At 62.5% G+C, this 25,727-nt stretch carries 23 protein-coding genes; 9 read left to right on the top strand and 14 right to left on the bottom strand.

Annotated elements, in window-relative coordinates:
* Nucleotides 1-60 precede the first annotated feature (60 nt).
* Nucleotides 61-3,492 carry a bifunctional proline dehydrogenase/L-glutamate gamma-semialdehyde dehydrogenase gene (locus tag CAFEL_RS06560; RefSeq protein ID WP_194559399.1) on the bottom strand — a complete coding sequence of 1,144 codons (3,432 nt, stop codon included), beginning with the start codon at nt 3,490-3,492 and terminating at the stop codon, nt 61-63.
* Between the two features lie 146 nt (nt 3,493-3,638).
* Nucleotides 3,639-4,886: an NAD(P)/FAD-dependent oxidoreductase gene (locus CAFEL_RS06555; protein WP_194559398.1), complete on the bottom strand. Its 1,248-nt coding sequence runs from the start codon at nt 4,884-4,886 to the stop codon at nt 3,639-3,641.
* Between the two features lie 171 nt (nt 4,887-5,057).
* On the opposite strand from CAFEL_RS06555, the gene CAFEL_RS06550 reads away from it, so the two are divergent.
* Nucleotides 5,058-5,579: a hypothetical protein gene (locus CAFEL_RS06550; RefSeq protein WP_194559397.1), complete on the top strand. Its 522-nt coding sequence runs from the start codon at nt 5,058-5,060 to the stop codon at nt 5,577-5,579.
* A gap of 935 nt (nt 5,580-6,514) precedes the next feature.
* On the opposite strand, the gene CAFEL_RS06545 is transcribed toward CAFEL_RS06550, so the two are convergent.
* On the bottom strand, nt 6,515-7,009 hold the full coding sequence (locus CAFEL_RS06545) for a hypothetical protein (RefSeq protein ID WP_063936823.1): 495 nt from the start codon (nt 7,007-7,009) through the stop codon (nt 6,515-6,517).
* 275 nt (nt 7,010-7,284) lie between these two features.
* Between CAFEL_RS06545 and CAFEL_RS06540 the strand changes: the two genes are divergently transcribed.
* Both CAFEL_RS06540 and CAFEL_RS06535 read left to right on the top strand, forming a co-directional pair.
* On the top strand, nt 7,285-7,938 hold the full coding sequence (locus tag CAFEL_RS06540; RefSeq protein WP_063936822.1) for a hypothetical protein: 654 nt from the start codon (nt 7,285-7,287) through the stop codon (nt 7,936-7,938).
* A complete protein-coding gene (locus CAFEL_RS06535) occupies nt 7,935-8,066 on the top strand; it encodes a hypothetical protein (RefSeq protein WP_267238657.1) in 132 nt (43 codons plus the stop codon). The genes CAFEL_RS06540 and CAFEL_RS06535 overlap by 4 nt, the downstream gene beginning before the upstream one ends.
* Nucleotides 8,067-8,231: 165 nt before the next feature.
* On the opposite strand, the gene CAFEL_RS06530 is transcribed toward CAFEL_RS06535, so the two are convergent.
* Nucleotides 8,232-10,772 (bottom strand): DEAD/DEAH box helicase, encoded by a 2,541-nt coding sequence (locus CAFEL_RS06530; RefSeq protein WP_194559830.1) that lies wholly within the window; start codon nt 10,770-10,772, stop codon nt 8,232-8,234.
* Nucleotides 10,773-10,805: 33 nt separating this feature from the next.
* Complete coding sequence (locus CAFEL_RS06525) at nt 10,806-11,891, bottom strand: PAC2 family protein (protein WP_194559396.1); 1,086 nt, start codon at nt 11,889-11,891, stop codon at nt 10,806-10,808.
* A 200-nt stretch (nt 11,892-12,091) separates the two neighbouring features.
* On the opposite strand from CAFEL_RS06525, the gene CAFEL_RS06520 reads away from it, so the two are divergent.
* Complete coding sequence (locus CAFEL_RS06520; RefSeq protein ID WP_290171970.1) at nt 12,092-13,243, top strand: DUF4192 domain-containing protein; 1,152 nt, start codon at nt 12,092-12,094, stop codon at nt 13,241-13,243.
* A gap of 33 nt (nt 13,244-13,276) precedes the next feature.
* Here the strand turns inward: CAFEL_RS06520 and galE are convergent, their stop codons facing one another.
* From galE to CAFEL_RS06490, 6 genes are all read right to left on the bottom strand, one after another.
* Nucleotides 13,277-14,266, bottom strand: coding sequence for a UDP-glucose 4-epimerase GalE (gene galE / locus CAFEL_RS06515; protein WP_194559394.1), 990 nt, complete (start codon nt 14,264-14,266; stop codon nt 13,277-13,279).
* 37 nt (nt 14,267-14,303) lie between these two features.
* Nucleotides 14,304-14,981, bottom strand: coding sequence for a metal-dependent transcriptional regulator (locus CAFEL_RS06510; protein WP_194559393.1), 678 nt, complete (start codon nt 14,979-14,981; stop codon nt 14,304-14,306).
* A 136-nt stretch (nt 14,982-15,117) separates the two neighbouring features.
* Nucleotides 15,118-16,119 (bottom strand): sigma-70 family RNA polymerase sigma factor, encoded by a 1,002-nt coding sequence (locus tag CAFEL_RS06505; protein WP_194559392.1) that lies wholly within the window; start codon nt 16,117-16,119, stop codon nt 15,118-15,120.
* Between the two features lie 111 nt (nt 16,120-16,230).
* Entirely contained in the window at nt 16,231-16,665 is a 435-nt protein-coding gene (dtd, locus tag CAFEL_RS06500) for a D-aminoacyl-tRNA deacylase (protein WP_194559391.1), read from the bottom strand.
* A 16-nt stretch (nt 16,666-16,681) separates the two neighbouring features.
* The gene (locus tag CAFEL_RS06495; protein WP_290171969.1) at nt 16,682-18,241 is read right to left on the bottom strand and encodes a DUF7782 domain-containing protein; all 1,560 of its coding nucleotides are present in this window, start codon (nt 18,239-18,241) and stop codon (nt 16,682-16,684) included.
* 27 nt (nt 18,242-18,268) lie between these two features.
* Nucleotides 18,269-18,694, bottom strand: coding sequence for a DUF3099 domain-containing protein (locus CAFEL_RS06490; RefSeq protein WP_194559390.1), 426 nt, complete (start codon nt 18,692-18,694; stop codon nt 18,269-18,271).
* A gap of 51 nt (nt 18,695-18,745) precedes the next feature.
* Between CAFEL_RS06490 and CAFEL_RS06485 the strand changes: the two genes are divergently transcribed.
* Genes CAFEL_RS06485 through CAFEL_RS06475 form a run of 3 tightly spaced genes read left to right on the top strand, consistent with a single transcriptional unit; the run spans nt 18,746 to nt 21,450 of the window.
* Entirely contained in the window at nt 18,746-19,000 is a 255-nt protein-coding gene (locus CAFEL_RS06485; RefSeq protein ID WP_034999293.1) for a DUF3039 domain-containing protein, read from the top strand.
* Nucleotides 18,997-20,760, top strand: a complete 1,764-nt coding sequence (locus CAFEL_RS06480) for a DEAD/DEAH box helicase (protein ID WP_194559389.1) — start codon at nt 18,997-18,999, stop codon at nt 20,758-20,760. Before CAFEL_RS06485 ends, CAFEL_RS06480 begins: the two co-directional genes overlap by 4 nt.
* A gap of 48 nt (nt 20,761-20,808) precedes the next feature.
* Nucleotides 20,809-21,450, top strand: a complete 642-nt coding sequence (locus tag CAFEL_RS06475; RefSeq protein WP_194559388.1) for a DUF4190 domain-containing protein — start codon at nt 20,809-20,811, stop codon at nt 21,448-21,450.
* A gap of 85 nt (nt 21,451-21,535) precedes the next feature.
* Here the strand turns inward: CAFEL_RS06475 and CAFEL_RS06470 are convergent, their stop codons facing one another.
* The gene (locus CAFEL_RS06470) at nt 21,536-23,053 is read right to left on the bottom strand and encodes an RNA polymerase sigma factor (protein ID WP_194559387.1); all 1,518 of its coding nucleotides are present in this window, start codon (nt 23,051-23,053) and stop codon (nt 21,536-21,538) included.
* A 167-nt stretch (nt 23,054-23,220) separates the two neighbouring features.
* Entirely contained in the window at nt 23,221-23,979 is a 759-nt protein-coding gene (ppgK, locus tag CAFEL_RS06465; RefSeq protein WP_194559386.1) for a polyphosphate--glucose phosphotransferase, read from the bottom strand.
* Nucleotides 23,980-24,145: 166 nt separating this feature from the next.
* Between ppgK and CAFEL_RS06460 the strand changes: the two genes are divergently transcribed.
* A complete protein-coding gene (locus CAFEL_RS06460; RefSeq protein WP_063936811.1) occupies nt 24,146-24,439 on the top strand; it encodes a DUF4193 domain-containing protein in 294 nt (97 codons plus the stop codon).
* An 80-nt stretch (nt 24,440-24,519) separates the two neighbouring features.
* Here the strand turns inward: CAFEL_RS06460 and CAFEL_RS06455 are convergent, their stop codons facing one another.
* A complete protein-coding gene (locus CAFEL_RS06455; RefSeq protein WP_290171968.1) occupies nt 24,520-25,062 on the bottom strand; it encodes a DUF3093 domain-containing protein in 543 nt (180 codons plus the stop codon).
* A 171-nt stretch (nt 25,063-25,233) separates the two neighbouring features.
* Here CAFEL_RS06455 and dut point away from each other — a divergent pair, with 171 nt between their 5' ends.
* Complete coding sequence (dut, locus tag CAFEL_RS06450) at nt 25,234-25,683, top strand: dUTP diphosphatase (RefSeq protein ID WP_194559828.1); 450 nt, start codon at nt 25,234-25,236, stop codon at nt 25,681-25,683.
* Nucleotides 25,684-25,727 lie beyond the last annotated feature (44 nt).

Genomic DNA, 25,727 nt, shown 5'->3' with positions numbered 1-25,727 from the left:
ACAGGATCCCGCATTGCGCGGGGGTCTGCCGGAGGTTTCTTGTCTAGACGGATACGGGTCTTAGTTCCGGATGTTGGCCGGATCGTGAATCACGCCGAAGCGGTGCAGCGTCGCAGAGACGGCCTGCTCCAGCAGGTAGGGCAGGAGCTCGCGGCGCCCGTCGATGAGCACCGGACCGTCGAAGACCGCGGTGGCGATGTCGCCGTAGAGCTCCTCGGGGGCCTCGCCGACCACGCGGATGCGGTCAGGCGTACCGGTCACGGCGTGTGCATCGACGGTGACATCCGCTGCCTCAAGCTCGCGGGCAACAGCATCCGGGGCAACCACGCGCACCTCGGTGCCAGTAATCGCGGCGGCGAGCAGCTGGCGGTACACGTCGCGCAGCTGGTAGTCCTCGCCGACGTAGACCACTACCGGTTCAAGGGTGTTGCGGTAGCGGAAGATGTTCGCCTCCGAGCGCAGCCCCGAGTGGTCGTGGCCGCGGCCGAATTCTTTGTCCCATGCGCGCTGGTCGTACTCGGCCGCGCGGGAGAGCCAGCCGAAGTCCTCGTCGCTTAAGCTGGCGCGGAACGCGTCGAGAAGCTCCTGCACCTTCGCCGAGATGCTTACGCCTAACGACGGCGCCAGCTCCGCCCGCTCCCGCCACACACCCATCTGCGCGACGTAGTTCGGCCCGCCCGCTTTCGCGCCGGGGCCCACGGAGGATTTCTTCCAGCCTCCGAACGGCTGTCGCTGCACGATTGCGCCGGTGATGCCGCGGTTGACGTAGACGTTGCCGGCCTCGACGCGGTCGAGCCACGTGGTGATTTCCTCGCCGTCGAGGGTGTGGATGCCGGCGGTGAGGCCGAAGCCGGTGGAGTTTTGCCACTCAATCGCCTCGTCTAAGTCCTTGGCGTGCATGATGCCCAGTACTGGGCCGAAGCACTCGTTCTGGTGGTACCAGGAGCCGGGCTTCACACCGTCTCGGATGCCGGGGGACCAGAACTTGCCCTCGTCGTCGAGCTTGCGCGGCTTCAACAGCCATTTCTCGCCCGGCTCCAGCGTGGTCAGGCCGCGCTCGAGCTTCTCGCCCGGGGCTTCGATCAGCCCGTTCATGGTGGTGGACAGGTCAGTGCCTGGGCCCACCGCCAGGGTGGAGGCTGCGTCGAGCAGCTGGTTCTTCAGGCGCTCGGACTCACCTGCGGAGCCCATGAGGATAGCCAGCGAGGCCGCAGAGCACTTCTGGCCCGAATGCCCGAACGCCGACAGGTACAGGTCGTTGACCGCAAGATCCGGGTCGGCGGACGGGGTGATGATGATGGCGTTCTTGCCGGAAGTTTCCGCCATGACATTGAGCTGCGGGTTCCAGGACTTGAACAGCTGAGCAGTCTCGGAAGCACCGGTGAGGATGATGGCATCCACGGCGTCGTCGGTAAGCAGGGCCTTGCCAGCCTCGCCCTCATCCGCGCGCACGTACTGCACGGTGTCGGCGCTAATGCCCTTCTCGGCGAAGACCGCCTGGACGCAATCGGCGATGAGCTTGGCGCACTGCGTCACCTGCGGCGCCGGCTTGAGGATCACCGCGGAGCCAGCGGCAAGCGCGGCCATCACGCCGCCGGTGGGGATGGCAACCGGGAAGTTCCACGGCGGAACAACCACCGTCAGTTTGTTCGGCTCGAAGTCCGCGGCAATGTCGTTGAGGTGCCGGGCGCTGTCGGCGTAGTAGGTGCAGAAATCGATCGCTTCGGAGATCTCCGGGTCGGACTGGTCCACCGTCTTGCCTGCTTCGTGGGCGGCGACCGCGATGAAGTCGCCGCGGCGGCGCGCGATCTCGTCGCCGATGGCGTCGAGGACGCCGGCACGCTCGCCGGCGGAAAGCGCGCCCCAGGCAATCTGGGCTTCCTTAGCGCGGGCGATGTGGTCGGCGATCACGGACGGATCGGTGATCTCGTTGCCGGTGTCCACCGCCGGCGGGTGTGCGAGGTGCTCGATTGCCCAGGCACGGTTGGCCTCCAGTGCCGGATCGGTGTCCGGCTCGTTGATGAAGCGGCCGGTGGTGCCGGCCTCCGCGGCGGCTTGGCGTCCGGTCTCCTGTGCGCGGTCCTGCTCCCGGTTCGGGCCGTTGTGGATGCCCCATCGGTTGCCCACCGCCCAGCGGAAGACTTCCTCCTGCTCCTTGATCGGGTCGCGCTTGGCGGTCTTGGGCGCGAACAGGGCGTGCAAGAAGTTCTGGGGCGCCGCATTTTCTTCGAGTCGGCGCACGAGGTAGCTCACCGCCACATCGAAGTCTTCCTTGCGCACGACGGGGGTGTAGAGGATCTGGCGCCCGTAGGCCTCGCGGACGATCTGCTGCTGCGCAGGCGACATTCCCTGCAGCATCTCCGAGTCGAGCATGCTGGCCACACCGCGTTGCTGCGCCAGCTCGTAGGCGAGCGCGGAGGTGAACAGGTTGTGCGAGGCGATGCCGATGGAGAGGCTGTCGGCGTACTCGGGGCGTACGATGAAATCGAGCAGGCGGTAGTAGTTCGCGTCCACCTCGTCCTTGGTCAGATACGGTGCCTGCGCCCAGCCCTCGACCTCCGCGTGATGTCGCTCCATGGACAGGTTCGCGCCCTTGACCAGGCGGATCTTGATCTTGGCGCCGCCGTCGGCCACGCGCTTCTGCGCGAAGTCCGCCAGGTACTCCAGGGCGCCGAGCGTGTCGGGCAGGTACGCCTGCAGCACGATGCCGCCCTGGTAGTCCTTGAACTCGTCCTCGCTGAGCAGCTGGGTGAACACGTCAAGCGTGAGGTGGAGATCGTGGTACTCCTCCATGTCCATGTTGATGAACACCTGGGGGCTACGGTCCCGCGCGGCGCGGTACAGCGGGCGGATACGGTCCTTGACCAGGCGCACGCACTCGTCGTAGTCCCAGTGGTTGAGCTGGGAGACCATCGAGGAAGCCTTGACGGAGACGTAAGTCACGCGAGGATTCTTGATCAGGTTCAGGGTGCGCTCTGCACGGTCCGTCGCTTCCTTCTCGCCGAGTACTGCCTCGCCCAGCAAATTGAGGTTGAGCTGCTCGCCGCGCTTTTGCGCGTTGTCGAGCAGGTTGTTCAGCGCGTCTGACTCAGCGTCGAGCACGAGATGGCCCACCAGCTGGCGCAGGCGCATGCGAGCCGCGGGGACGACCACGAAGGGCAAGAACGGGCCGACGAAGGCGCCGGTTCCGACGAGCAGGGCATTGATGCGACCGAGGAACGATGCGTCGACGCCCCTGGTGATGGCACGCAGTGCGTTCGCCGCTACCCGGTTGTCCTCAGGGCGCATGACACGGTCGACGAAGTCCATGGTGAAGCGGACCCCGTTGTCGTCGCGAAGCATTTCTGCGAGCTGTTGTGTCTGGGCATCATCTGCATCCGCGTCAGCGGTAGCTTCCATCCAGTGGTACGCCCGGGCGACGGCTGCTTCCACGGCATTGTCGAGTTCAGCGCTGTTTTCTGGCGGGAGCTGGTTGGTGTGCAATTTCGGCATGTGTGTTCCTTACCACTAAAACAGAACGATGTGACATCTCACAAGCTAATGTAAAACCTGAATACAGGCCCCTGATTTGCAAAAGATTCCTCGCGCGCACGAAAAAGCCCCGGAAAACACAGGTTTCCGGGGCTAGGGGGAGGGGGTTAGAGACCGCCGAAGGGACCGCGCAGCGGGTCGAACGGTGCGATGGTCTCATCCACCTCGCCGGTCTCAATCTGCTTTGCCAGCATCTTGCCGGACAGCGGGCCGAGGATAATGCCCCACATGCCGTGACCGCCGTTGGTGTAGACGTTGGGCACCTTGGTCGCACCCACCAGGGGCAGGCCGTCCGGGGTCACCGGACCGGAGCCGACCCACTCGTCCTGGCGGTCCTCCCAGTCGATGCCTCGGAAGAACGGCTTGGTGGCGTGGATCATGGACGCGACGCGGCCCGGCTGGAACGGCTCGTCCGGGCCACGGAACTCCATGGTGCCGGCGATACGGAAACGGCCTTGGTACGGGGTGCAGGCGATCTTCGGGTCCGGCAAATACACCGGGCACGTTGCCGGCTCGGCGGTCTCCACAGAGAAGGAGTAGCCGCGGCCTGCCTGGATCAGTGTGGTCACGCCGAGGTCTTTCGCCAGCTTCGGCAGCCACGCGCCAGTAGCGAGCACCACATTGTCGGCGTGCAGCCACTCGCCAGTGGCTAGCTTCACGGCCGGCTTGCGGGTGGAGCTGACCTCCACGACCTCCACGCCGGTGGTGACCTTGCCGCCGCGTTCCACGATGGAGTCCGCGATGGCCTGGCAGTAGGGGCCCGGCTCGATGAAGCGCTGGCCGCCCATGCGGTAGGTCGCACCCACCTTGTCGGTGAGCATTGGAGCGTCCGTGCGGGCGTCGTCAAGCGTGATCTGCTCGAACGGAATCTCTTGGCCGTGGCGCTGTGCACCTTCGACCTCCTTGAGGAAGCCGCCGGCCTTCTTCTCGTTCTCGAAGCCGATGATGAACGGGCCCTCGTGGGTGGTGGCCTTCACGCCGCCTGCCTCGAGCTCGTCGAAAGCCGCGAGTGCGCTAAGGTCCGCCTTGGTCAGGCCCGCCATGGTCTTGTCCCAGGCGCGGCCGGTGGCGTGCGCCATGAAGTTGGCGCAGAAGCGCCACAGCTTCGGGTCGATGCGCACAGGCACATCAAGAGCGGCGTGCTTGTCAAAGAGCGCTGTGGGCCCGTACGCCCACAAGCTCGAGTTGGCCAGGGGGATCGTTTTTCCTGGTGCGAGCCATCCAGCGTTGCCCCAAGAAGAGCCGGCGGCAACATCGATGCGTTCCAGCACCTCCACCTCATGTCCGTACTCCTGTAGGTGCCACGCGGTGGCGAGGCCCGTCATGCCGGCCCCGACGACGATAGTGCGGGTCACGTGTGTTCCTCCTCACAGATACACGCGGAGTCAGCACTTGTTGCGTCATGTAGACGCCGTAGTAGACTCAGTCTTAACTTTTTCAACCTGCGAATGACCCTAGTCGACAAAGCGTAGGCAGATAGTCTATGTATTTGCCGACAGTTTTATAAGAGACGTGGAGGAATGTAGATGAAGGCTTGGCGGCTAGCCATCCCAACGCTATTGGCCCTGTCCGTTGTGCATAGTGGCATTGCTAATGCGAGTGAGGCAGATATAACAGGATCTCCTGCCGAGGAAAAAGAATGGACGAAAACCGCTAAAGCTACATTTCCTAGCTCTTCTTCGAAGGCGGGTTCTAGACTGGCGCCACAGCCGTACTCTGCTACTAATTTTGCTCTTGCTCCTGGTGGCGGTGCAGCATTCACCAACGTAGAGGTACACGGAAAATCCACCTTTGTGGATCGGATCGGTGTTTCCTACGCACGAGGAATCGACTATAAGCAAAATATTTGTGGAGTCGAGCATGAGGTCGACTATGTGGAAACAAATGGCCAGCACAAAACTGAGTCGTCTAAGACTGAATGTTCCATCGGCGCTTCTTGGGCTTGGTTCAATATAAAGCGCGATCTTAAAGATCAGTCGCAAGTATGCGGCCGCTCTAAGGTTGACGGAGAATGGTCCAATAAGGCGTGTATCACGATTAAGAAGTAGACTGATCAATCTAAATCATTGGAAGGATCAGGTGAAAGATAATGGTTGTTATCGCGAGCTTAATAGCATCCTTGATTCCCATAATCCTGGTTGCATATGTAGTTCGGGCTATCTTCCGTAGTAAACCTGTTGAAAACAAGAGCACGTTAATTGACGAGGCTAGGGAAACCAAGCGTAACTAAAGTCTTGCGCGTATTTCCTACGTAAAGCAGTGCCCCCGACTGTTGTTGGGGGGCACTGCTTTACGTAGAGGGTATTGAGCTGAGAATCTTCATTTTTCGAGCCATTGGCTGAGGCGTTGTAGGGGGCTGTGCCTGTTGTTGGTGGGTTCTTGGGCTCGGTTTCGGGGTCGGGGGGTTACTTCTTGGACGGTGAGTTGTTTTTGTGGGGTGATTTCTAGTGCGTGGATAGTTGTTTTGAGTGCTTCGATGGTGTCTTGTTTGGCTTGGATGAGTTGCTGAGCCTGGTGCAGTTGTTGTTCGGCGTAGTGTGCGCGTTGTTTTTCTAGTTCTAGTGCGTGCACTAGATTTTGGTGGTCTTGTGCGCTGGTTGCACTGGTGCGGGTTTCGGGGGTTGTGGGTGATGGTGTCGAGTCGTCCGCTGGTAATGAGGTCGCCGATGGGGATGTACCAGGTTCCTTGTTTTTGCTGGGCTCGGGGGAATTCTCCGCGTCCTTTCGCGCGGGGTGATGGTGGTTTGGCGACGCCGGTGAGCCTAGCTGCTTCAGCGATGGTGAGTAATTGGTTGAGGCGGTCGTCCATGTGTGCAATGGTAGTGGTGTAGTGCTGTGTACTAGTCGCACCATGCTGCCGCATGTGGTGTAGTGAGGTGGTGCATTAGGTGGTGCAGTGGGGTGTTTCGGGGTGTAGTCCGTGGTGTGTGGCTGTATGCTGGGGGAATAGGGGAGCCGAACATAGTATCCATTATCGGACATTTTATTCTGGACGGTCGTATTCTGAACCGAGTGGTTTTTCTCGATCGTCCTCGGGTGTTCTATACCCGGATTGATGCGCTCGGGTTGCCTTGTGCCAGTTGTCGATCTGCTCTAGGTGTCGTGTGAGAACGTCAATGGCCTCGTCTGTGTGGTCGGTGAGGTAGTGAGTAAGGAGTAGCTCAACGATTTTTTGCTTCGTCAGTACCGCTGATTTATGTGTTGTGGGCCAGTTGCAAGATAAAAGGTTGATCAGATTGTAAAGCTCTGTGCTGATGTCGACTTTGAGTGTCGTTTTAGTGATGCTGCGGCTGTTGCGGAGCGAACTAACGTAGTTATCTATAGCGCCTGGTCGTGTCATGTTTTCGATTTTTTTATGGAACCAGGTCTGTATCCAGGCCCAGTCCTCATTGCTCTCTTTGATCTCGCGTTTGGCTTGGGCTTCGGTGAGACCTTGTTGGGTGAGTAGGCGGATTCCATCACGGTGTTTTTTAGGCATAACAATCTCCTGTGTCGTAAATCACTCTACATTGGAAGTATAGGGGGTGCCTTAAGGCATGCGCGTACCTGTGTGCCCGAGGATTGTGGTTCCTGTTCAAATCTATTTTGGCCGGATAGCGTCGAATTTGTTGCTGAAGAGCAGCCTCCCATGATGATGTTTGATCGCTGAACGCGGGAGCTACAAGACAAATTGGGTCGCCTGAATCCCTCGATTCTGAGTCGAGCTCTCGATTCGAGGGGATAAGACGACCCCTAGCGAAAGGAGGTAGCGCAATGAGCGTCTACTCATTGAGTTTTCCTGGTAAGTACGACCTGGTGTGCTTGCGCGACTCGCTGAGCCAAACCCCTGCCTATGAATACAAGGATGGCAAGCGCACTGATGAACAAAAGACAGACGCCAACGGCTGCCCGCTGTATCGAGTTGTTGGCGCGTTCCCGATCATTGCCAATCAGGTTTTCGAGGGTTGTGTCGTGCACACAACAAGCACGTTTAAAGACCAAGATGTACAGATCGGACAACGCCTGTCGGCTCATGGAACACTAACGGTTCGTTCGAACGACTACGGTCTCGGTGGCACATACGTGTGCGCCTTGGATACCTCGAACGAGGGTAGGGAGCACCGCAAAATGAGCCAGCTACTCTACATGCAAGACATCCCCGACAGCAGTGCCGACCTGCGCGAAGGATTGACTGACCCGCTGGAGTTCTGGCGGACACAGCTTGATTTCTATGACCCGGAAAGCATGCTACTCCCGGAGAACCGGGTCGCGACGATCAATGAGCTCGAGCGCATCGACTCGTCCGGCAGCCTGTCGGTCCTGGCCTCATTCGCGAAGCGGTCCATGGATGCCGCCGGCATGGACGAAGATCTGCAGGAGGGACTCGACTCCATCGTTTTTGCTGCTGATCGATCGCGGGGGCAGTGAGTGTCACGATCCCGGTGACTGAAACGCAGGCCGCTCTCGACCACATCCAGGAGATGGTGGTCGAGGCGGCTATTGCTTCAGTAGGAGCCGTTGTCGTCGGGGGCGTGGTGTGGGCAGCTGTGTCCTGAGCATGGTGGCGCTGGTGGTTCGGTGACAACAGTGCAGCACGTCGGGTACACCTTCGTAGGAAGGAACTGAGCGAGGCGTTCGGCACGACCTTTACCCGGGTGCGCCGCGATGGTCGCATGGCGATTGCTCCACGCGATACAAAGCGTTTTAATTGCCGGCGCGCTCTACCCCTCGCGGATGCCTAGCGAGGAGAGCCGCACTTCACCTGCCTCGTCGGAGGCGTCCAGATCCACAACACCGTGCAGCTGGAACGCGTTGTCCCCCTCGGGGTCCTTGATAATTTGGGTGACCCTCCACGCTCGGCCGGCAGAGTCCTCCAGCCGGAAGAACTCCGGGCCGCGCGCGTCGGGGCCCAGGTCCACATCCGTGTATTCGTCGAAGTAGTCGTCCATTGCAGCTGGCCAGTCCACCCGCGCGTCCGGCTCCAGGTAGCCCAGCATGTCCTCCAGCTGGTCCTCCTTCTCGTACGCGAAAAGTTCCACTAGGCGGAAAAAATAGTTGCGCACCATGATGGTGAAGGCGCGGCGGTTGGCGGTGAGCGCCGTGGGGTCTTCCACACCGAACGCGAGCTCGCGGTCGATGGTGTCTTGACTCACGGGCTGGTCGTCGCCGGTCATGTGCGCCCATTCGTCGATGAGCGACGAGTCGACCTGTCGGATCAACTCGCCGAGCCACACGACGATGTCCTCAAGATCATCGTTCATGTAGGTGTCCGGGATGGAATAGGAAAGGGTGCGCCACGCATCGGTGAGGTAGCGCAGCACCACGCCCTCCGAGCGGGCCAGACCATAGGTGGCGATGAGGTCCGAAAACGTCATCGCGTGCTCGATCATGTCGCGCACAACCGATTTCGGCGACAGCTCGAATTCTTTCGCCCACGGATTGCCTTCCGTGAAGGTGGCGAACGCCTCCTCTAGTTCGTCAGCAAGCGGCTTGGGGTAGGTGACGTCCTCAATGATGGCCATCCGCTCCGTATAGTCCACCCCCTCTGCTTTCAGAGCGGCGATCTCTTCGCCGCGAGCCGCTGTTTGCTGGGCTTGGAGCAGCTGTCTCGGGTCGTCCAGAATCGCCTCGAACGTTGAGATGACGTCGAGGGTGTACGCGTCCGACTCAGGGTCGAGCAACGTGAGGAACGCCAATGCGAAGGGGGACAGCGGCTGGTTCAGCGCGAAGTCGCGGTCCAGCTCCTGGGTGAGCGTGTACGGGCGGAACGCGGGCGAGTCTGGCGTGCGCTCGACTACCCCGGCGTTGATCAAGCCGCGGAACAGGTTCACGGCCTGGATGATGTCGCGGTTCTGCTTCGCGCGCGGGTCATGGTTCGTTCGCAGCAAGTGACGCATGTGCTCGTAGCCGTCACCCGGGCGGGCCACCACGTTGAGCAGCATGGAGTTGGATACCTTGAACTGGCTGGTCAGCTCCTCCGGCTCGGCCACCTTCAGGCGCTCGAAGGTCTTCTCGGACCAGGACACTTCGCCGTCGCGGGCGGACTTCTTGCGGATTTTCTTCAGCTTCTTCGGATCGTCGCCCGCCTTGCGGCGCAGCTTCACGTTCTCGATCTCGTGCTCCGGCGCTTCGACTACGACGGTGCCCTCGGTGTCGTAGCCTGCGCGGCCCGCGCGCCCGGCGATCTGGTGGAACTCGCGGGACTTCAAAATGCGCTGGCGGGTGCCGTCAAACTTAGCCAAGCCGGTAATCAGGACCGTGCGGATCGGCACGTTAATGCCCACGCCCAGGGTGTCGGTGCCACAGATGACTTTCAGAAGTCCGGTTTGGGAGAGCCGCTCCACCAGGCGGCGGTACTTCGGCAGCATGCCGGCGTGGTGCACGCCGATGCCGCGACGGACCAGCTTGGACAGGGTTTTGCCGAAGGTCGTCGTAAAGCGAAAGTCCCCGATTTCCTCCGCAATGCGCTGCTTTTCCGCGGGCGTGATGATGTTCATGCTCGTCAACGCCTGAGCTCGCTCCGTGGCCTCGCGCTGGGAAAAGTGCACGACATAGATTGGCGCCTTGTTGTCCTCCAGCAGCTCCTCGATGGTCTCGTGCACGGGGGAGAACACGTAGTGGAAATCAAGCGGCACCGGCCGCTCCGCGCCGCCGACGTACGTGGTCTTGCGGCCCGTGCGTTCAGTGAGGTCCTTTTCCAACCAGGCAGTATCGCCCAACGTGGCGGACATGAGCAGAAACTGCGCTTTTGGCAGCTCCAGCAGCGGCACCTGCCACGCCCAGCCGCGCTCCGGCTCCGAGTAGTAGTGGAACTCGTCCATCACCACCTGGTCAATCTTGGCGTCCTTGCCTTCTCGTAGCGCAATGTTGGCCACGATCTCGGCGGTAGCGGCGATGATCGGGGCGTTCGAGTTCACGGTCGCGTCGCCCGTCATCATGCCGACGTTCTCCGCGCCGAAAATCTCGCACAAAGCGAAGAATTTCTCGCTCACCAACGCCTTAATTGGTGCGGTGTAAAACGAGCGCTGACCGCGCGCCATCGCGATGAAGTGCGCGGCGTTGGCAACCATCGACTTCCCCGAGCCGGTTGGTGTGGCCAAGATGACGTTGTCGCCCGCAAGCAGCGCGAGCGATGCCTCCTCCTGCGCCGGATACAGCGAGATGCCGCGGGAGGTCGTCCACGAGTTGAACGAGTCCCACACGGCATCCTCGAACAGCGATTCGGGGGCCTGCGCAATATCTTCAAGCAAATCGGTCAGCATCACAGCATTCACCGTAGCCGACCGGCCGACACACTAACGGGGGTCGTCGCCGTCCCCGTCGGGAGTGTCGTCACCGGGGAAATCCCCTTGGTCGTCGTCACGCGAACGCTCGGGCGCAGACGGATCGATGAAGAAATGATCGCGCAAACGCTGATCAGTCTCCTCGCTGTGGGGGAGGCTGCGCTGCTCGTTGCGGTCCCGGTCCTCGATGGCGGTGAGGTAGTTCTCAAACGCTTCGCTGATTTCCTCGCCGCTGGGCATCTGCGCCTCGCCCGGCATCATCGCCTGTGGGTGGCGGTCGCGGTACTCCTGCATCTCACGGTCGTAGTGCTCCTCCAAAGCCTGCACGACGTTCGTGATCTCATCCGAGTTGTGTGTCTGCTCCGCGAGCTGCTGCGACACTCGCCGCATATCCGACTCGAGGGAGCGCAGCGGAAACTGCAGCTTCGTGGAATCTTCCACGGACTGCAGCAGCTGGAACGTCGCGTGCGGGTACGGCGAGGCGGCCACGTAGTGCGGCACGTGCGCGGTGTATCCGGCAACAGGGCGGCCGCGCTTGTGCAGCTCCCGCTCGATGAAGACCGAAGCAGAGCCCGGCACGCTGACCATCCCGTCGAAGGTGAACATGGAGCCGACCAACTCGCGGTCGTTGCCGTGGGCGGAAACCACCAGCGGGCGTGTGTGCGGGGCGCCCATCGGAGCCGCGTACAGGCAGATGGTCTTGCTCACGTCGAACTGGTCGGCGAGATCCGCCACCGCACTACTAAACGCTTCCCAGCGCAGGTCCGGCTCCGGACCGGAAAGCAGGAGGAAAGACTGGCCGTTGCCGTCGCGCACAACGCGCATGTCCAGCTGCAAATCCGCAACATCAGTAATTTCAGCGTGCGCTAACGTCACCGTTGGCCGCCGGGAGCGGTAATCAATCAGCTCATCGTTGCTAAACGTCGCCACCGTTCTCGACTCCAGCGCGGCCTTGAGGTGGTCCGCTGCAGACTCGACGGCGTGGCCCGCATCGGCGTAACCATGCATGGCGACGATAAGGGCAGGGCCGTTCTGCGACTCCCCGCTCACCTGCGGGGCTGGGTACTCAAGTTCGTACATGCGACGTTCCTGCGTCATGGTCCTCGGCCTCCTGATGTTGTTCGCCTTGACGGCTGTTGTGCTCCACCAACACAACGGTTGGTGTCGCGGAATATTCCATTGTGCCCGACCAGCAACCGAAAGGTGGCACCACGGCCGTAAGGGTTGCGTACCAAGTTGCGTTGAGAAAACTTCGTCCGCACATGGAACCGGCGCGCGGTTGCGAGCGTCTAACAGTTATGGATATTCAGCCACAACCGCACGAAACAAACCACCCGACCAGTCCGATCACCCCGTATCCGAGCGCGGATCTCCTCCGCTCACCGGCGCAACTGATCGCTTCCATCCCAGCCGCATTGGGCTACTTCCCAAATGAGGCAGTGGTGCTCATCAACGCATATAGCCCGCCAGGGGCTACTCCGACTCTGGAAATTGGCGCCTACCTCGACGCCGATGTGGGAAACACCGAGAGCATCCAACGCGCGCTGCAGCGCATCCCACTCGTCCGCCATGTGGCCACCTTTGCCGTGATTGTGACGCGGGTGCCGGAATCGCAGATGGTTGCGGTAGCTGCGGAGGGGTTGCGAATGGCGGCGGACGCCTTCGGCGAGATCGTCGAAGCCTGCTGGATCGTCTCTGAAATCGCCGACGGCACGCACTACCAGCTGCTGTTCGGGCCCGACCCGGATACCGCGGATGCGGTATGGGACTGGGGCGCAGCCTATGAGCAGGGCACCGTGACATCAGTGGCAGCCGCAGAACCGATGCGCCCGCTCATCGACCACGGAGTGCTTCCGGAACTGCACAAAAGCGACGTCTTCGGCCACTTCGAGCCGGTATTCGCGCCAGATGTCGAGGTGGGCGAGACCTTAGCGCCCAGTGCGTACAGGCGCGGAGCGGAACTGTTTACTCTTGTGCGAACGGACCCGCAAGCCGCGCGCGAGCAGATCACTCAAGCGTGCGGTGTGTACGAAGCCGCGCCAGACGCTCGCCTGATCGACACCGACGGCAGCCTGATCGTCGACGATGTGTTCACCAGCCTGGATGACGTCGAGCTTGTCGCGGCCATGCTGACCGGGGGAAGGCTGCGCGATTTTCTCATCGGCGATGCGTTGAATCGCCCGCGGGCGGCCGGAGCAGTATTTTTGACAATCGCGCGCAACTTCAGCGGGGAGATCAGAGCGAACGCGTTGTGTTTGTGGGGCATGGTCGCCCTGTCCCAAGGGCTCATCGGCTGGGCCAGCACAGCGCTGGCGTGCGCCGAAGATGAGCTGCCGGGGCACAACTTGTCCGCACTGCTCAGCGGTGTGATGGACATCGGACAGGGCCAAAAGGTGCTCGAACTGTGCCGCAAAGGGTGCCTGGACACCTGGAGGGAGCTGGATGGGTGAACCCGCCCCAAGACGAGGGGCGATGTTGCGTGTTTAGCGCGCGGAGTGCGACCGGTCGCCGAGCTGGCGGGTGAACTCCCAGGCGTCCTGCACGATGGTGTGCAGATCCGTCCGCGTCGGGTTCCAACCGAGGGCGGCGCGGATTTTCTCCGAGGAGGCGATCAGCGTCGCCGGGTCGCCGGCTCGGCGCGGAGCAACCTCTGCCGGGATCGGGTGGCCGGTGACCTCGCGGCAGACCTCGACCACCTCGCGCACGGAGTACCCGTCGCCGGAGCCCAAGTTATAGATCTGGTGCGTGCCGGGGGAATTGGCTTGGAGTGCGAGCACGTGCGCGTCCGCGAGATCCCGGATGTGGATGTAATCGCGCACGCACGTGCCGTCCTTTGTCGGCCAGTCGTCGCCGTACATCATGATTTTGTCGCGGTAGCCCATCGCCACCTGCAGCACGATGGGGATCAGGTGCGTTTCGGTAATGTGGTTTTCACCGATACCTTCGTAAGCGCCGGCGACGTTGAAGTAGCGCAGGCTAGTAGCACCCAGGCCGTAGGCGTTGCAATAAGACGTAATGGCGTAGTCGATAGCCAACTTCGTGGCACCGTACGGGTTCGTCGGCCGGGTCGGTGCGTATTCGGTAATCGGCACGACATCCGGCTCGCCGTACGTGGCCGCGGTGGAAGAGAAAACCAACGACCTCACGTCGTGGCGGCGCATGGAATCGAGCAGCGCCAACGACACGTCGAGGTTGCCGTGCCAATACTTGGCGGGGTCTTCCATGGACTCGCCGACAAGAGACTTCGCCGCAAAGTGCAACACACCGTCCACCGGTGCGCCGCCGTCGGTGGCGAGCACGTCGTCGATGACATCTTGAATCTTGCCTTCGACAAACGTGGCAGCTTCCGGAACGGCGTAGCGGTTACCGGTAGACAGATCGTCCACGACGATCACCTCGTGTCCCGCCTCAAGCAGGGTGGCAGCGCACACGCTGCCCACATAGCCGGCGCCGCCGGTGACAACAAGCTTCATGGAAGTCCTTTCCGTGCTGGTGAGTCTCTCAGTCTTGTTAGCCCTGAAGCTCCACGCGCAGGGCGTGCGAGACATCTGCGGTGAGCACGAAAGTCTCACCCTCACCGGTGGAGACCTCCAGCGAGCCGTCCTCCAGTGGGTGCAGAGCCACCGTTTGTCCCACAAGCTGGCCCGCGGATTTCGGCAACGCTCCGTCCTGCAAGATCTCGCTGATCTGCACCACCTTCGCGCGCGCCGGTTCTTTCAGGCGCAGATCGCTGGCCCGGGTGCCCACTTGCTCAGCCGTGCCGGCGCTTGTGCCGAGCTCGGCGAGGGCGGGGATCGGGTTGCCGAAAGGGGAGCGGTCAGCGTTGTCAAGCACCGCGACGACCCGGCGCTCCACCTCTTCACTCATCACGTGCTCCCACCGGCACGCCTCCTCGTGGACCTGGGCGAGGTCCATCTTCAGTACGTCGGTAAGCAAACGCTCCGCGAGACGGTGCTTGCGCATCACGGCGGTCGCGCGCCGGCGCCCCTCCTCAGTCAACGACAGGGAACGGTCGTGTTCAACCACCATCAGACCGTCGCGCTCCATGCGCGCCACCGTCTGCGAGACGGTCGGCCCAGACTGCTCGAGGCGCTCCGCGATTCGCGCGCGCAGCGGCGTAATACCTTCCTCTTCCAGTTCGTAGACGGTGCGCAGATACATCTCTGTGGTGTCAACGAGATCACGCACTGTGATGCTCCCTTCCAATCGCGGTACTGGTTAGAGGTCCGAAAACCATGTGGCAATACTTTAGCCCAGCACCTGTGGCTGTACCGGTGAACCTGAAACAGGGTGCTGGGCTGAAAACTGCGGAGCGCAGTGCCGCTTAGAGCGCGTAATCGCGCAGGCGGTCGGCGCGTTCGCCGGCGCGCAGCTTTGCCATCACTTCACGCTCGATCTGGCGGACGCGCTCGCGCGACAGCCCGAACTGGCGGCCGATCTGGTCCAAAGTGCGCGGCACACCGTCGGTCAGGCCATAGCGCATGCGAATGACGTCCTGCTCGCGCTGCTCGAGGCCGTTGATGATGTCCTCGATATCGTCGTGGCGCAGTGTGGTCACCACCGCGTCCTCGGCATCGGTGGCCTCGGCATCCTCGATGAAGTCGCCCAACGGTGCTTCCTCATCCGCGCCGACCGGCATGTCCAAGCTCACCGGGTCCCGCGACTGGCGCAGCAGCATCTCAATCTTGGACTCCTCGATGCCGGATTCTTCCGCAAGCTCCTCGTTCGTGGGCTCGCGGCCCAGAGACTGGTACATCTCGCGGCGGATGCGGGAGAGTTTGTTCACCTGCTCCACCAGATGGACTGGGAGGCGGATCGTGCGGGACTGGTCCGCCATGCCACGCGTAATCGCCTGGCGGATCCACCATGTGGCGTAAGTGGAGAACTTGAAGCCCTTGGAGTAGTCGAACTTCTCCATTGCGCGGATGAGGCCCAGGTTGCCCTCCTGGATCAGGTCCAAAAGCGGCATGCCGCGGCCGGTGTAGCGCTTGGCCAGGGACACCACGAGGCGCAGGTTTGCCTCAAGCAGGTGGGCGCGGGCCTTGCGGCCTTCCTTGGCCAGAATCTTCAAGTCACGCTTCTTCGCGCGAGTCAGCTTCACCTCCGGATCGTCCAAAAGGCGCTGCGCGTACAGGCCGACCTCGATTTGTTGAGCGAGTTCAACCTCTTCCTCAGCGTTGAGCAGGGCAGTCTTGCCGATGCCGTTGAGGTAGACGCGGACGAGGTCCGCAGAAGGGTTGTCGTTGGTCTGGTTCCGTCGGCTACCGCGGTCGACGGTCTCCCCGGATTCTTGAGTTCCCTGTGCAGCATGATCCGGTTGGGTCATGTGGCAACGCCTCCTCGGACTAGGTGGAAAAGCTGGGGGACAGCTGGGCAGTCTAGATGGGAAACGCTTGGCTGTCGTGTGGTGTTCCCGCCCGCTTGAAATATATTCAGATCACGCTTCTACAAGGACGGTAAAAGGCCCATCGTTGACGCTCGCGACCTGCATGTGCGCGCCAAACTGTCCCTCTTCAACGTGGATTCCGCGCGAGCGAAGTGCTTCGGCGATAGCGCCGATGACCGGTTCCGCTGCATCGCCGGGTGCCGCGTCGCTCCAGGACGGACGCCGGCCTTTCGCGGTGCGGCCCATCAACGTGAACTGGCTGACCAGCAATACCGGTGCGCCAGCGTCTTCCACCGACCGCTCGCCGTCGAGGATGCGCAGCTCTGCGATCTTGCGCGCCACCGTCTCCCACGCATCGTCCGCGTCCTCGCGGCCCGCGCCTACAAGGGCGAGGATCCCGCCGGTGTCGGGGCAGTCGATCGCTCCGACGGTTTCTCCGTCCACGGTCACCGACGCGCTAGTCACGCGCGTGAGTACAGCCTTCATTGATGCTCCGTTCTGTCTAGAGGTGAGTAAGTTGCGCGATCTCTGCGGGCAGAACCAGCCCGTGGCGCACGAGGTCAACTACAGCTTTTGCGGCTTCAGCCTCAAGCTTTTCGACGTCCTCCGGTTGCCCCGTCCCGCGCGAAGCCGCATACAGGCCAACCACGTCGCGCAGCGGCAAGCCGTTCGGGTGCAGTCCGGAGATCAGCGAGAGGATGCCGGCATCGATGGTGTGGGAAAACCGCGGCCCGTCAGTGCGGGTGATCCGCAGTGTTTCGTCCGCGAACCCCATGCCGAGTTCGGTGTCCGCGAGCTTGATGTCTTCCAGCGCCACGGTCGGCCGAACCACGTAGTTGGCGTCGAGGATGTCCTCGCGGTCCTTCCCTCGCAGCCACGCGGTGCGGGTGAAGTACTCTTCGGCTTCCGGGCCGAGCGGGTCTGTAAACGGCTGGGAGAGTTCCTCGCAGGTGATCTCGCTGGGAGCGTCGCCGATGTCTTCCAAAAGTATCCAGCCGAAGCCCACTGCGTGGACGTCGTTGCCGGCGAGGTGGTCGAGCCACTGCACCGTGCGTGCGACGCCTTCGTCCGAACGCGGGTCGATGGACTCGTCGCGCAGCCATGTGGAGACATACATACCGGGATCGACCACATCGCGCTGCAGCACCCAGGCGCTCACGCCGTGGGAAGGCAACCACGACGCGACCCGGGACTGCCAGGGCTGGTCAAGCACATGCACCCAGGAACCGAGGATGAAGGCGCGGCCGCCCTCGGCAAGGTGCTCCGGTGCTTGGTTGAGCACCAGCTCGGTGGCGCCGTCGAGGTCCAAGCCGGAATCGCGGTAAACATGGCCAACTTCGGGCAGACCCACCACAAAGGGAGGGTTAGCCACGATCCGGTCAAACAGCTCGCCCTGGACCGGCTTAAACCATTCGCCTTGGCGCAACTCCACGTTGTCCACCCCGTTCGCCCGCAGCGTTGCCTCGGCGAACTCCAGTGCCCGGGCGTGTACATCCGTGGCCACCACGTGGGTGGCGGTGTCCGCTTGCGCAAGGGCTTGGACGCCGGAGCCAGTCCCCAAATCCAGCACGGAATCCACGGGCGTGCACGGTGTGGCCGACAGCAAGGACAGTGAGGCCGAGCCGACACCGAGGACGTGGTCGCGGCCCGGGACGTGCTCAGTCATTGAGGCATCCAGATCGGACAGCACCAACCGCGGTGTGCCGGCCACGACGTGGGGACGTACCTCGACGGCAATACGGTAGGTGGATGAGTCTGGCACGGGCAGCACCAAGTGGTCGTCGATAAGCGAAAGCGCAAGCTTCGGGGTGAGCATCTCGCCCAACGCCTCTGCTGTTGCGGGGCGACGCAGCACGAAGAACCGGATCAGGCGCGACAGGCGCGCGTCGTCGCAACATGCCGCTAAAACAACCCCCGGCTCGCGGCGGTATAGCGCCTCGGTGGCCTCCGGCCCAAGGTGGGCCGCGATGCCGTCGGCGCTGAAACCCGCCGCGTCGAGTTCTTGGGCGAGCGCCTGGGCAACTGCGGGAAAGTTAGGGGAGAGAGGTTCTGGTGCAATCACGCGCGACTCCTGCAGTGCGAAGGGGGCTTATTCGTCGTGGTCGATGATAGCGGGGGAGCTGCCGCGATCCGCCTCGGCCGAATCCAGCGCCGTGCGCTGCTGCTGCGCCAACATCTGCTGCTCCTGGCGTGCCACGGCAGGCTTGTACACGTTCTTCTGGCGGGTATCCCGTACCTCGCCCTGTGCGTTTCCTCGCACCACAGCAATCCACGGCAACGGGACAGAGACCACGAAGAAAATGCCGGCGAGTACCCACCAATGAGCCCACGCCGCAGCCACTGCCGCGACAATGAATGGCAAGCGCAACCCCTGCAAGACGGCGTACTGCTTCTCGCGCGACTGCCTATTCTGCTCGGGAGTGTAGGAAGCATCCGTGATCAGCGCGCGGGATTTCCTGCCCCGGCGGAAGCGGCGGGAGGCGCGCTCAGTGGATGGCTGTTCGTTGGCGCTCATGAACCTTGAGGTTAGCCCTCCGGCTTAACCTCTCGCCCGAATTGGGGCATGATGGATGCCGTGAATACGACGACGAAGACGCTCGAGCGCCCGGACCTCAGGGAAGACACCTCGTCGACCACAGACGACGGCACGCCCAAGTTTTTCCACTACGTGAAGAAGGACCAGATCGTCGATTCCGCCATCTCCGGCAAAATGGTGGTGGCGTTGTGCGGCGAGACTTTCCCGGTGAAAAAGCAGGCCAAGCCGGGATCCCCGGTGTGCCCCGACTGCGAACGGATTTACAAGGGGCTGCGCCGCAAGTGACCGCCGCGACTTCTGGGCCCCAGCTGCGCAAATGGCAGCAGGAGGCCCTTGATTCGTTTCTCCGCGACAAGCCGCGCGACTTCATGGCCGTGGCAACCCCAGGTGCGGGCAAAACCACCTTCGCGCTGACTCTGGCCTCGCGTTTAAAAGAGGACAAGACTGTCCAACGCATCATCGTGGTCGTGCCCACGGAGCACCTGAAGCACCAGTGGTCCGACGCGGCGAAGCGTTTCGGGCTGTCCTTGGACCCGAACTTCACTAATTCCTCTGCCGTCAACGCCTCCTACGACGGCATTGTGGTCACCTACGCGCAGGTGGGCATGCACCCCTTCAAGCACCACGCTGTGGCGTCCGCACGTCGCACGCTGGTGATCTTGGACGAGATCCACCACGCCGGCGACGCCAAGAGCTGGGGCGACGGCGTCTACGAGGCGTACAACGATGTCGAACACCGGCTGGCGCTGACCGGTACGCCGTTTCGTTCTGACGATTCGCAGATCCCGTTTGTGCGTTACGTCGAGGACGGTGAAGGCCACTTGGTTTCAGAGGCCGACTACACCTACGGCTATTCGCATGCGCTTGCCGACGGCGTGGTGCGCCCCGTTGTCTTCCTCGCGTACTCGGGCGAGGCACAGTGGAAGGACTCGGCGGGCGAGGAGTATTCCGCGCGCTTGGGGGAACCGCTGAACGCAGAGCAAACCACCCGCGCCTGGCGCACCGCGTTGGACCCGAAGGGCGACTGGATTGCCGCGGTGCTTTCCGCCGCGCACACCAGGTTGATGAAGATCCGCGCCAACATGCCGGATGCTGGCGGCCTTGTCATCGCCACGAACAAGACCACCGCCCGCGCCTACGCAAAGATTCTGGAGAAGCTGTCCAACACCCCAGTTACTGTGGTGCTTTCCGACGAGCCGGGCGCGTCCGACCGCATCGACGAGTTCTCCGCCTCGCGCGACGAGTGGATGGTGGCGGTGCGCATGGTCTCTGAGGGCGTGGACGTGCCGCGGTTGTCCGTGGGCGTGTACGCCACCTCAGCGTCCACTCCGTTGTTCTTCGCCCAGGCGATCGGCCGCTTCGTGCGCTCCCGTATGCCGGGCGAGTCTGCTTCCGTGTTCCTGCCGTCGGTGCCGGTGCTGCTGCGACTGGCGGAGGAGATGGAGGTCTCGCGTGACCACGTCCTGGGTAAACCCCACCGGGAGTCAGGCTGGTCCGATGAGTTGCTCGAGCAAGCCAACCGCACCCAAACCGAGCCGGACGATATGCCGTCTTACGAATCCATCGGCGCTTCCGCCGAGCTGGATTCGCTGATTTTCGACGGCTCCACCTACGGCACGCCTACCCAAGTCGGCTCTGCAGAGGAGCAGGACTTCCTCGGTCTGCCCGGCCTGCTTGACGCCGACCAGGTGCGCACCCTTTTGGCCAAGCGCCAAAGCGACCAACTGGACGCGCGCGACGCTGAAGAGCGGGCGCGCAGGGCCGAAGAACGCAAGGCACGCGAACGGGCGGAGGTTCTTGGCGAGCCGGCGGCAAAGCCTACCCCGGCTGCGGAAGCGGCAGCCGGCGAAGCTGCAACCGCCGCAGACGAAATCCCCGCACTGCGCAAGGAGCTCAACGCCCGAGTGGCCATCGCGGCTGGTAAGAGCGGCCGGCCCCACGGCGCGATACACACTGAGGTGCGCAAAGCCTGCGGCGGACCGCCTACCGCGCTGTGCAACGCTGAGCAGTTACGCGAGCGAATCGCCTTCCTGCGAGACTGGTAGCCCCGGCGGTAAAGTGGCGTGCACCGCAATGAAACGAAAGGAATTGTGATGAGCACCCCTTACAACGGCCAGAACCCGAACGGTCAGAACCCCTACGGTGAAAACCCCTACGGTGGCGGCCAGTACGGCACCGACCCTGCCGGCGGCCAGTACGGCACCAACCCTGCCGGCGGCCACCCGGAGGGCGTTTCCAACTACGGCGATTACGCTGGTCACGAGCAGCTACAGCCGGATTACACCCGCGGCGAACCGGGCCACCCCGGATACGGTATGGCGGGCGGCAACTACAATCAGGCGCCGACGTCGTACGGCTACGAGGCAGCCCCGGCGCAGCAGAATAACGGTGTAGCCCTCGCCGCAATGATCGTGGGCATCTTGTCCCTGCTGGGCCTGCTATTCCTCTTCCCGGGCCTCGTGCTCGGCGTGATCGCGCTGATTCTGGGCATCGTCGGCGTGAAGAAGGCGAACTCCATTGTTGGCCCGGGCTCCCGCAAGGGCATGGCAATCTCCGGCATCGTCATGGGTGCCATCGCCACGATCCTGTCCGTGCTGATGCTCATCTTCGGCATTTCTGTGGCGAAGCAGCTGCTCAACGACGGTGTGTTTGAAGCGTGCGAGCAGTTCCAGGGCAATAATGAGCAGTACGAGTCCTGCATCGAGGACGAGGTTGACAAGAGCTTGAACAACTAAGCACTTGCGTGACCACGTTGAAGCGCCCCGACCACGAACGGTCGGGGCGCTTCAACGTTGCGGGGAGGATGCCCAGGCTGCGGGATTAATCCAGGTAGTCGCGCAGCACCTGTGAGCGCGACGGGTGACGCAACTTCGACATGGTCTTGGACTCGATCTGGCGGATGCGCTCGCGCGTCACGCCGTAGACCTGGCCGATCTCGTCGAGGGTGCGCGGCATGCCGTCCGTTAGCCCGAAGCGCAGACGTACAACACCGGCCTCGCGCTCGGAGAGGGTGTGCAGCACGTCTTGCAGTTGGTCCTGCAGCAGCGTGAACGACACCGCGTCCACAGCCACGACGGCCTCAGAGTCCTCGATGAAGTCGCCGAGCTGGCTGTCGCCCTCGTCGCCGATGGTCTGGTCAAGCGAGATCGGCTCGCGGGCGTACTGCTGAATCTCGAGGACTTTCTCCTCGGTGATATCCATTTCCTTCGCCAGCTCGAGCGGCGTGGGCTCGCGGCCGAGGTCCTGCAGCAACTCGCGCTGGATACGGCCGAGCTTGTTGATGACTTCGACCATGTGCACCGGAATACGGATGGTGCGGGCCTGGTCCGCCATTGCGCGGGTGATGGCCTGGCGGATCCACCACGTGGCGTAAGTGGAGAACTTGTAGCCCTTGGAATAGTCGAACTTCTCCACAGCGCGAATAAGACCGAGGTTGCCCTCCTGGATCAGGTCCAAGAAAGCCATGCCGCGACCGGTGTAGCGCTTTGCCAGGGAGACCACCAAGCGCAGGTTTGCTTCCAGCAGGTGGTTCTTCGCCTTGCGGCCGTCGCGAGCAACCGACCGCAGGTCGCGCTTCACGGCGGGGGTGAGCTTGGCGTCTTTGTCGCCTTCGGCGGCTGCGCGCGCCATTTCGTCGAGACGGTACTGCGCGTACAACCCGGCCTCGATGCGCTTGGCAAGCGAGACTTCCTGCTCGGCATCGAGCAGAGCGACCTTGCCGATCTGTTTGAGGTACGCGCGCACCGAGTCCGCAGATGCTGTGAGCTGCGCGTCCTTGCGCGCCTGCCGCAGTGCGGCGGACTCTTCGATGTCCCAGACGGAGGAGCTATCTTCGCTTTCCTCGTCCTCGTCATCCTCGGCGTCGTCATCGCGCGCGTCGTCCTCATCATCATCGCCGAGCGCGTCGTCGATGTCTTCGTCGAAGGTGTCGTCCTCGTCGTCGATCTCCGGATCGAAATCCGCATCGTCGCGGTCGACATCCTGCGCGTTCAGCTCGTCAGCGTCGTTACCGCCGGCCTGGAGCTCGTCCTCCAACTCGTCGGCATCTGCGGCAGCATCTTTCGCTGCTTTAGTTGCCTTCTTTGCCGTTGCCTTCTTCGCAGTCGTCTTTCTCGCGGTTTTCTTCGCAGCCTTCTTCGCAGCCTTCTTCGCGGTCTTTTTCGCCGTCTTTTTGGCTGTCTTCTTCACCGTCTTCTTGGCGGTCTTTTTCGCGGTTTTCTTCGCAGCCTTCTTAGCCGCTTTTTTCGCGCTGGATTTGGCAACGCTGCCTGCGCCACCGTCGGACGAAACTGCAGTCACGTCGTCGGCATTATTGCTTGAAGCTTCGCTGGCTACCACGTACGCCCTTTCGAGTCAATCGGACCTTACCACTGGCAATCCAGGGTACGTATGCGTCCAAAAATTTTCAGAACGCCAATATTAACAGCCGTCCAGGCGGAGTATTCCGTGCCCCGCGCGGGCCGACCGTTGAACGGCAACCACCGTACATTACAGCCTCCGCGGACCTACGGTGCGACATGGTCCTGGGCGGCCATCGCCGCTCCCACGATGCCGGCCCTGTTGCGCAACGCCGCCGGCGCCACCGGGGTATCTACTGTCAGCAGCGGAACCCATTTGTCCGCGTGCCGGGAAATGCCGCCGCCGACAATAAACGCCGCAGGGTTAAACAGCCGGTCGTATTCGTGGAGGACTTTATCCACGCGCTTGGCCCACTTTTTGTAGCTCAGCTCTTCCCGGTCCTTTGCAGCGGAGGAGGCGAAGTGCTCTGCCTCGGTGCCGTCGATAAGCATGTGCCCGAGTTCGGTGTTGGGGAACAATGTGCCGTCGACCAGAAACGCAGATCCGATGCCGGTGCCGAAAGTGAGGAAGATGACTGCGCCGCTGCCGGCGGCGTCGCTGCCGAAGGCCACCTCGGCTATGCCCGCCGCATCCGCGTCGTTAAGCACAGAGATGGTCTCGCGTCCGAGCGCCTGGGTGAACAGGTCGTGCACGTTGGTGCCCACCCACGATTTATCAATGTTGGCGGCGGTGCGCGCGACCTGATGGGTCACCACCGATGGGAGCGTGATGCCTACTGGGCCTTCCCACTCGCACGCACGGACGATCTGCCCGACGACATCGGCGACCGCGTCCGGTGTTGCGGGTTGCGGCGTGGCAATTTTCACCCGCTCGCCCACAAAATCGCCGGTGTGTAGATCCACCACGGCGCCCTTCACACCGGAACCGCCGATATCGACACCGAAACCCAGAGCCTTTTGCGTCATGCAATGGAAGTGTACAAACGCGACGCGACACCCGCCTTGTGAGCGAAGTTTCTGGTGTCTGAGCAGGGAAGATGACAGGACTATGTGTTTGACCTAGTATTCCGCTCAAATAACGACATTCAGGCCCCTCCCGGGGCGACCACGCTGAGCTGGAGGACACACCACCATGGCCACCGATTACGATGCGCCGCGCCGCCGCATGGACGACGAAATTGAGACCGACTCCTTGGAAGGGCTCAAGGCTGCTGAAGTAGCTGGCAGCAGCATGGACGACGACGGCGAGATTGTTGAGCCTGTGGAGCCTCCGACCCAGGACCTCTCCGGCGAGGAGCTCAACGTTGAGGTCAAGCCGCGCCAGGACGACGAATTCACCTGCGCGTCCTGCTTCCTCGTGCAGAAGAACAAGCGCCTCGCCTACACCGAGGACGACGGTTCGAAGATCTGCCTCGACTGCGAGTAAGCAGTTGCCTATCGACGGCTAAAGGGCGGCCCCACCTAGCCAGGTGGCGCCGCCCTTGAGTCTTTTGTCCCGCTGCCCGGTTATCCGGCGACAGTGCCGGGGGCGAACGCCGCCAGGACCTCTTCGGGGTGCTTCGCGGAGATCAGCCAGTACGGGGTGGGATCCTCCGGGTCGTCCAAGACGATGAGGACGTGTTCGCTGACCCACGGGCGAGAGACCAGGTACGCCGCCGGGTCCAGCTGGCGCCCGAGCGCGTTTTGGCGGGCGGAACCCGGGACCACCATGGAGCGCGAGACTACGGTGTTGGGCAGGTTCGCGTCCTCGACGAGCAGCCAGCGCGTGCCGTCCGGGTCCTGTTCCACGGAGACCGTGGTGCGCGAGAGCCAGAGCAAAAACCACGCGAACAGCGCCGAGAACAGCACCAGCGGTACCGCGAACCACCAGACGTTGCGGTTGAGTCCGAACTGTCCGGCGAGCAGCAACGCGAGCCCGGCGAGGGCAGCCCACCAATACCAAGGCACCCACTGACGCTCCGTGTACAGCACCTTCGCCTGAGGTGCCGTGGTAGCCGTCGCTGCCTTTTCGGGGCCGGGGTTTGAAGGGGTCGAAGCGGTCTCACTCACGCACTCCACAATAGGCGTGCCCAGTGCAGGGGCATACTTGCAGGGCAGTCGCGGGGGAGACCGGTGCCGCGTACTGGCGGAGTGGCGCTGGCGCATTGGCCCTGACGTAGTGTGGGGCGGGTGGAGAAGCAAAACAGCGAGCACAGCACACACAACCTTAACGGCGCATACGTGGGCGATCCGCTCCCGCCGATTCCAGTCAAGCGCCTTGACCCAGAACTGCCAATGCCGATGCGGGCGCACCCGGAAGATGCCGGCGCGGACCTGTATTCCGCGGAAGATCTGGTGCTGCAGCCGGGGGAGCGGGCACTCGTGGCCACAGGCGTGGCGATCGCGTTGCCCGTGGGTACGGTCGGTTTGATCCATCCGCGATCCGGCATGGCAGCCAAGCACGGGCTGAGCATCGTGAACACGCCCGGCACGATTGACGCGGGCTACCGTGGGGAGTTGAAGGTCTGCCTGCTCAACACCGACCGCTCCGAGCCGATCGAAATCACCCGCGGCATGCGGATTGCGCAGCTGGTGATTCAGCGCGTGGAGTTGGTGGATTTCACCGAAGTTGACGCTCTGGACGAGACGCAGCGCGGCGACGGCGGGTACGGCTCGACCGGTACCCACTAGCGCCGCTAGCACGGACTACAGTCAATAACCGCAAACACAAGAAT

The sequence above is a fragment of the Corynebacterium afermentans subsp. lipophilum genome (assembly GCF_030408375.1).
In the GTDB taxonomy this organism is placed as follows: domain Bacteria; phylum Actinomycetota; class Actinomycetes; order Mycobacteriales; family Mycobacteriaceae; genus Corynebacterium; species Corynebacterium lipophilum.
This window is presented reverse-complemented; position numbering and strand designations above follow the sequence as displayed.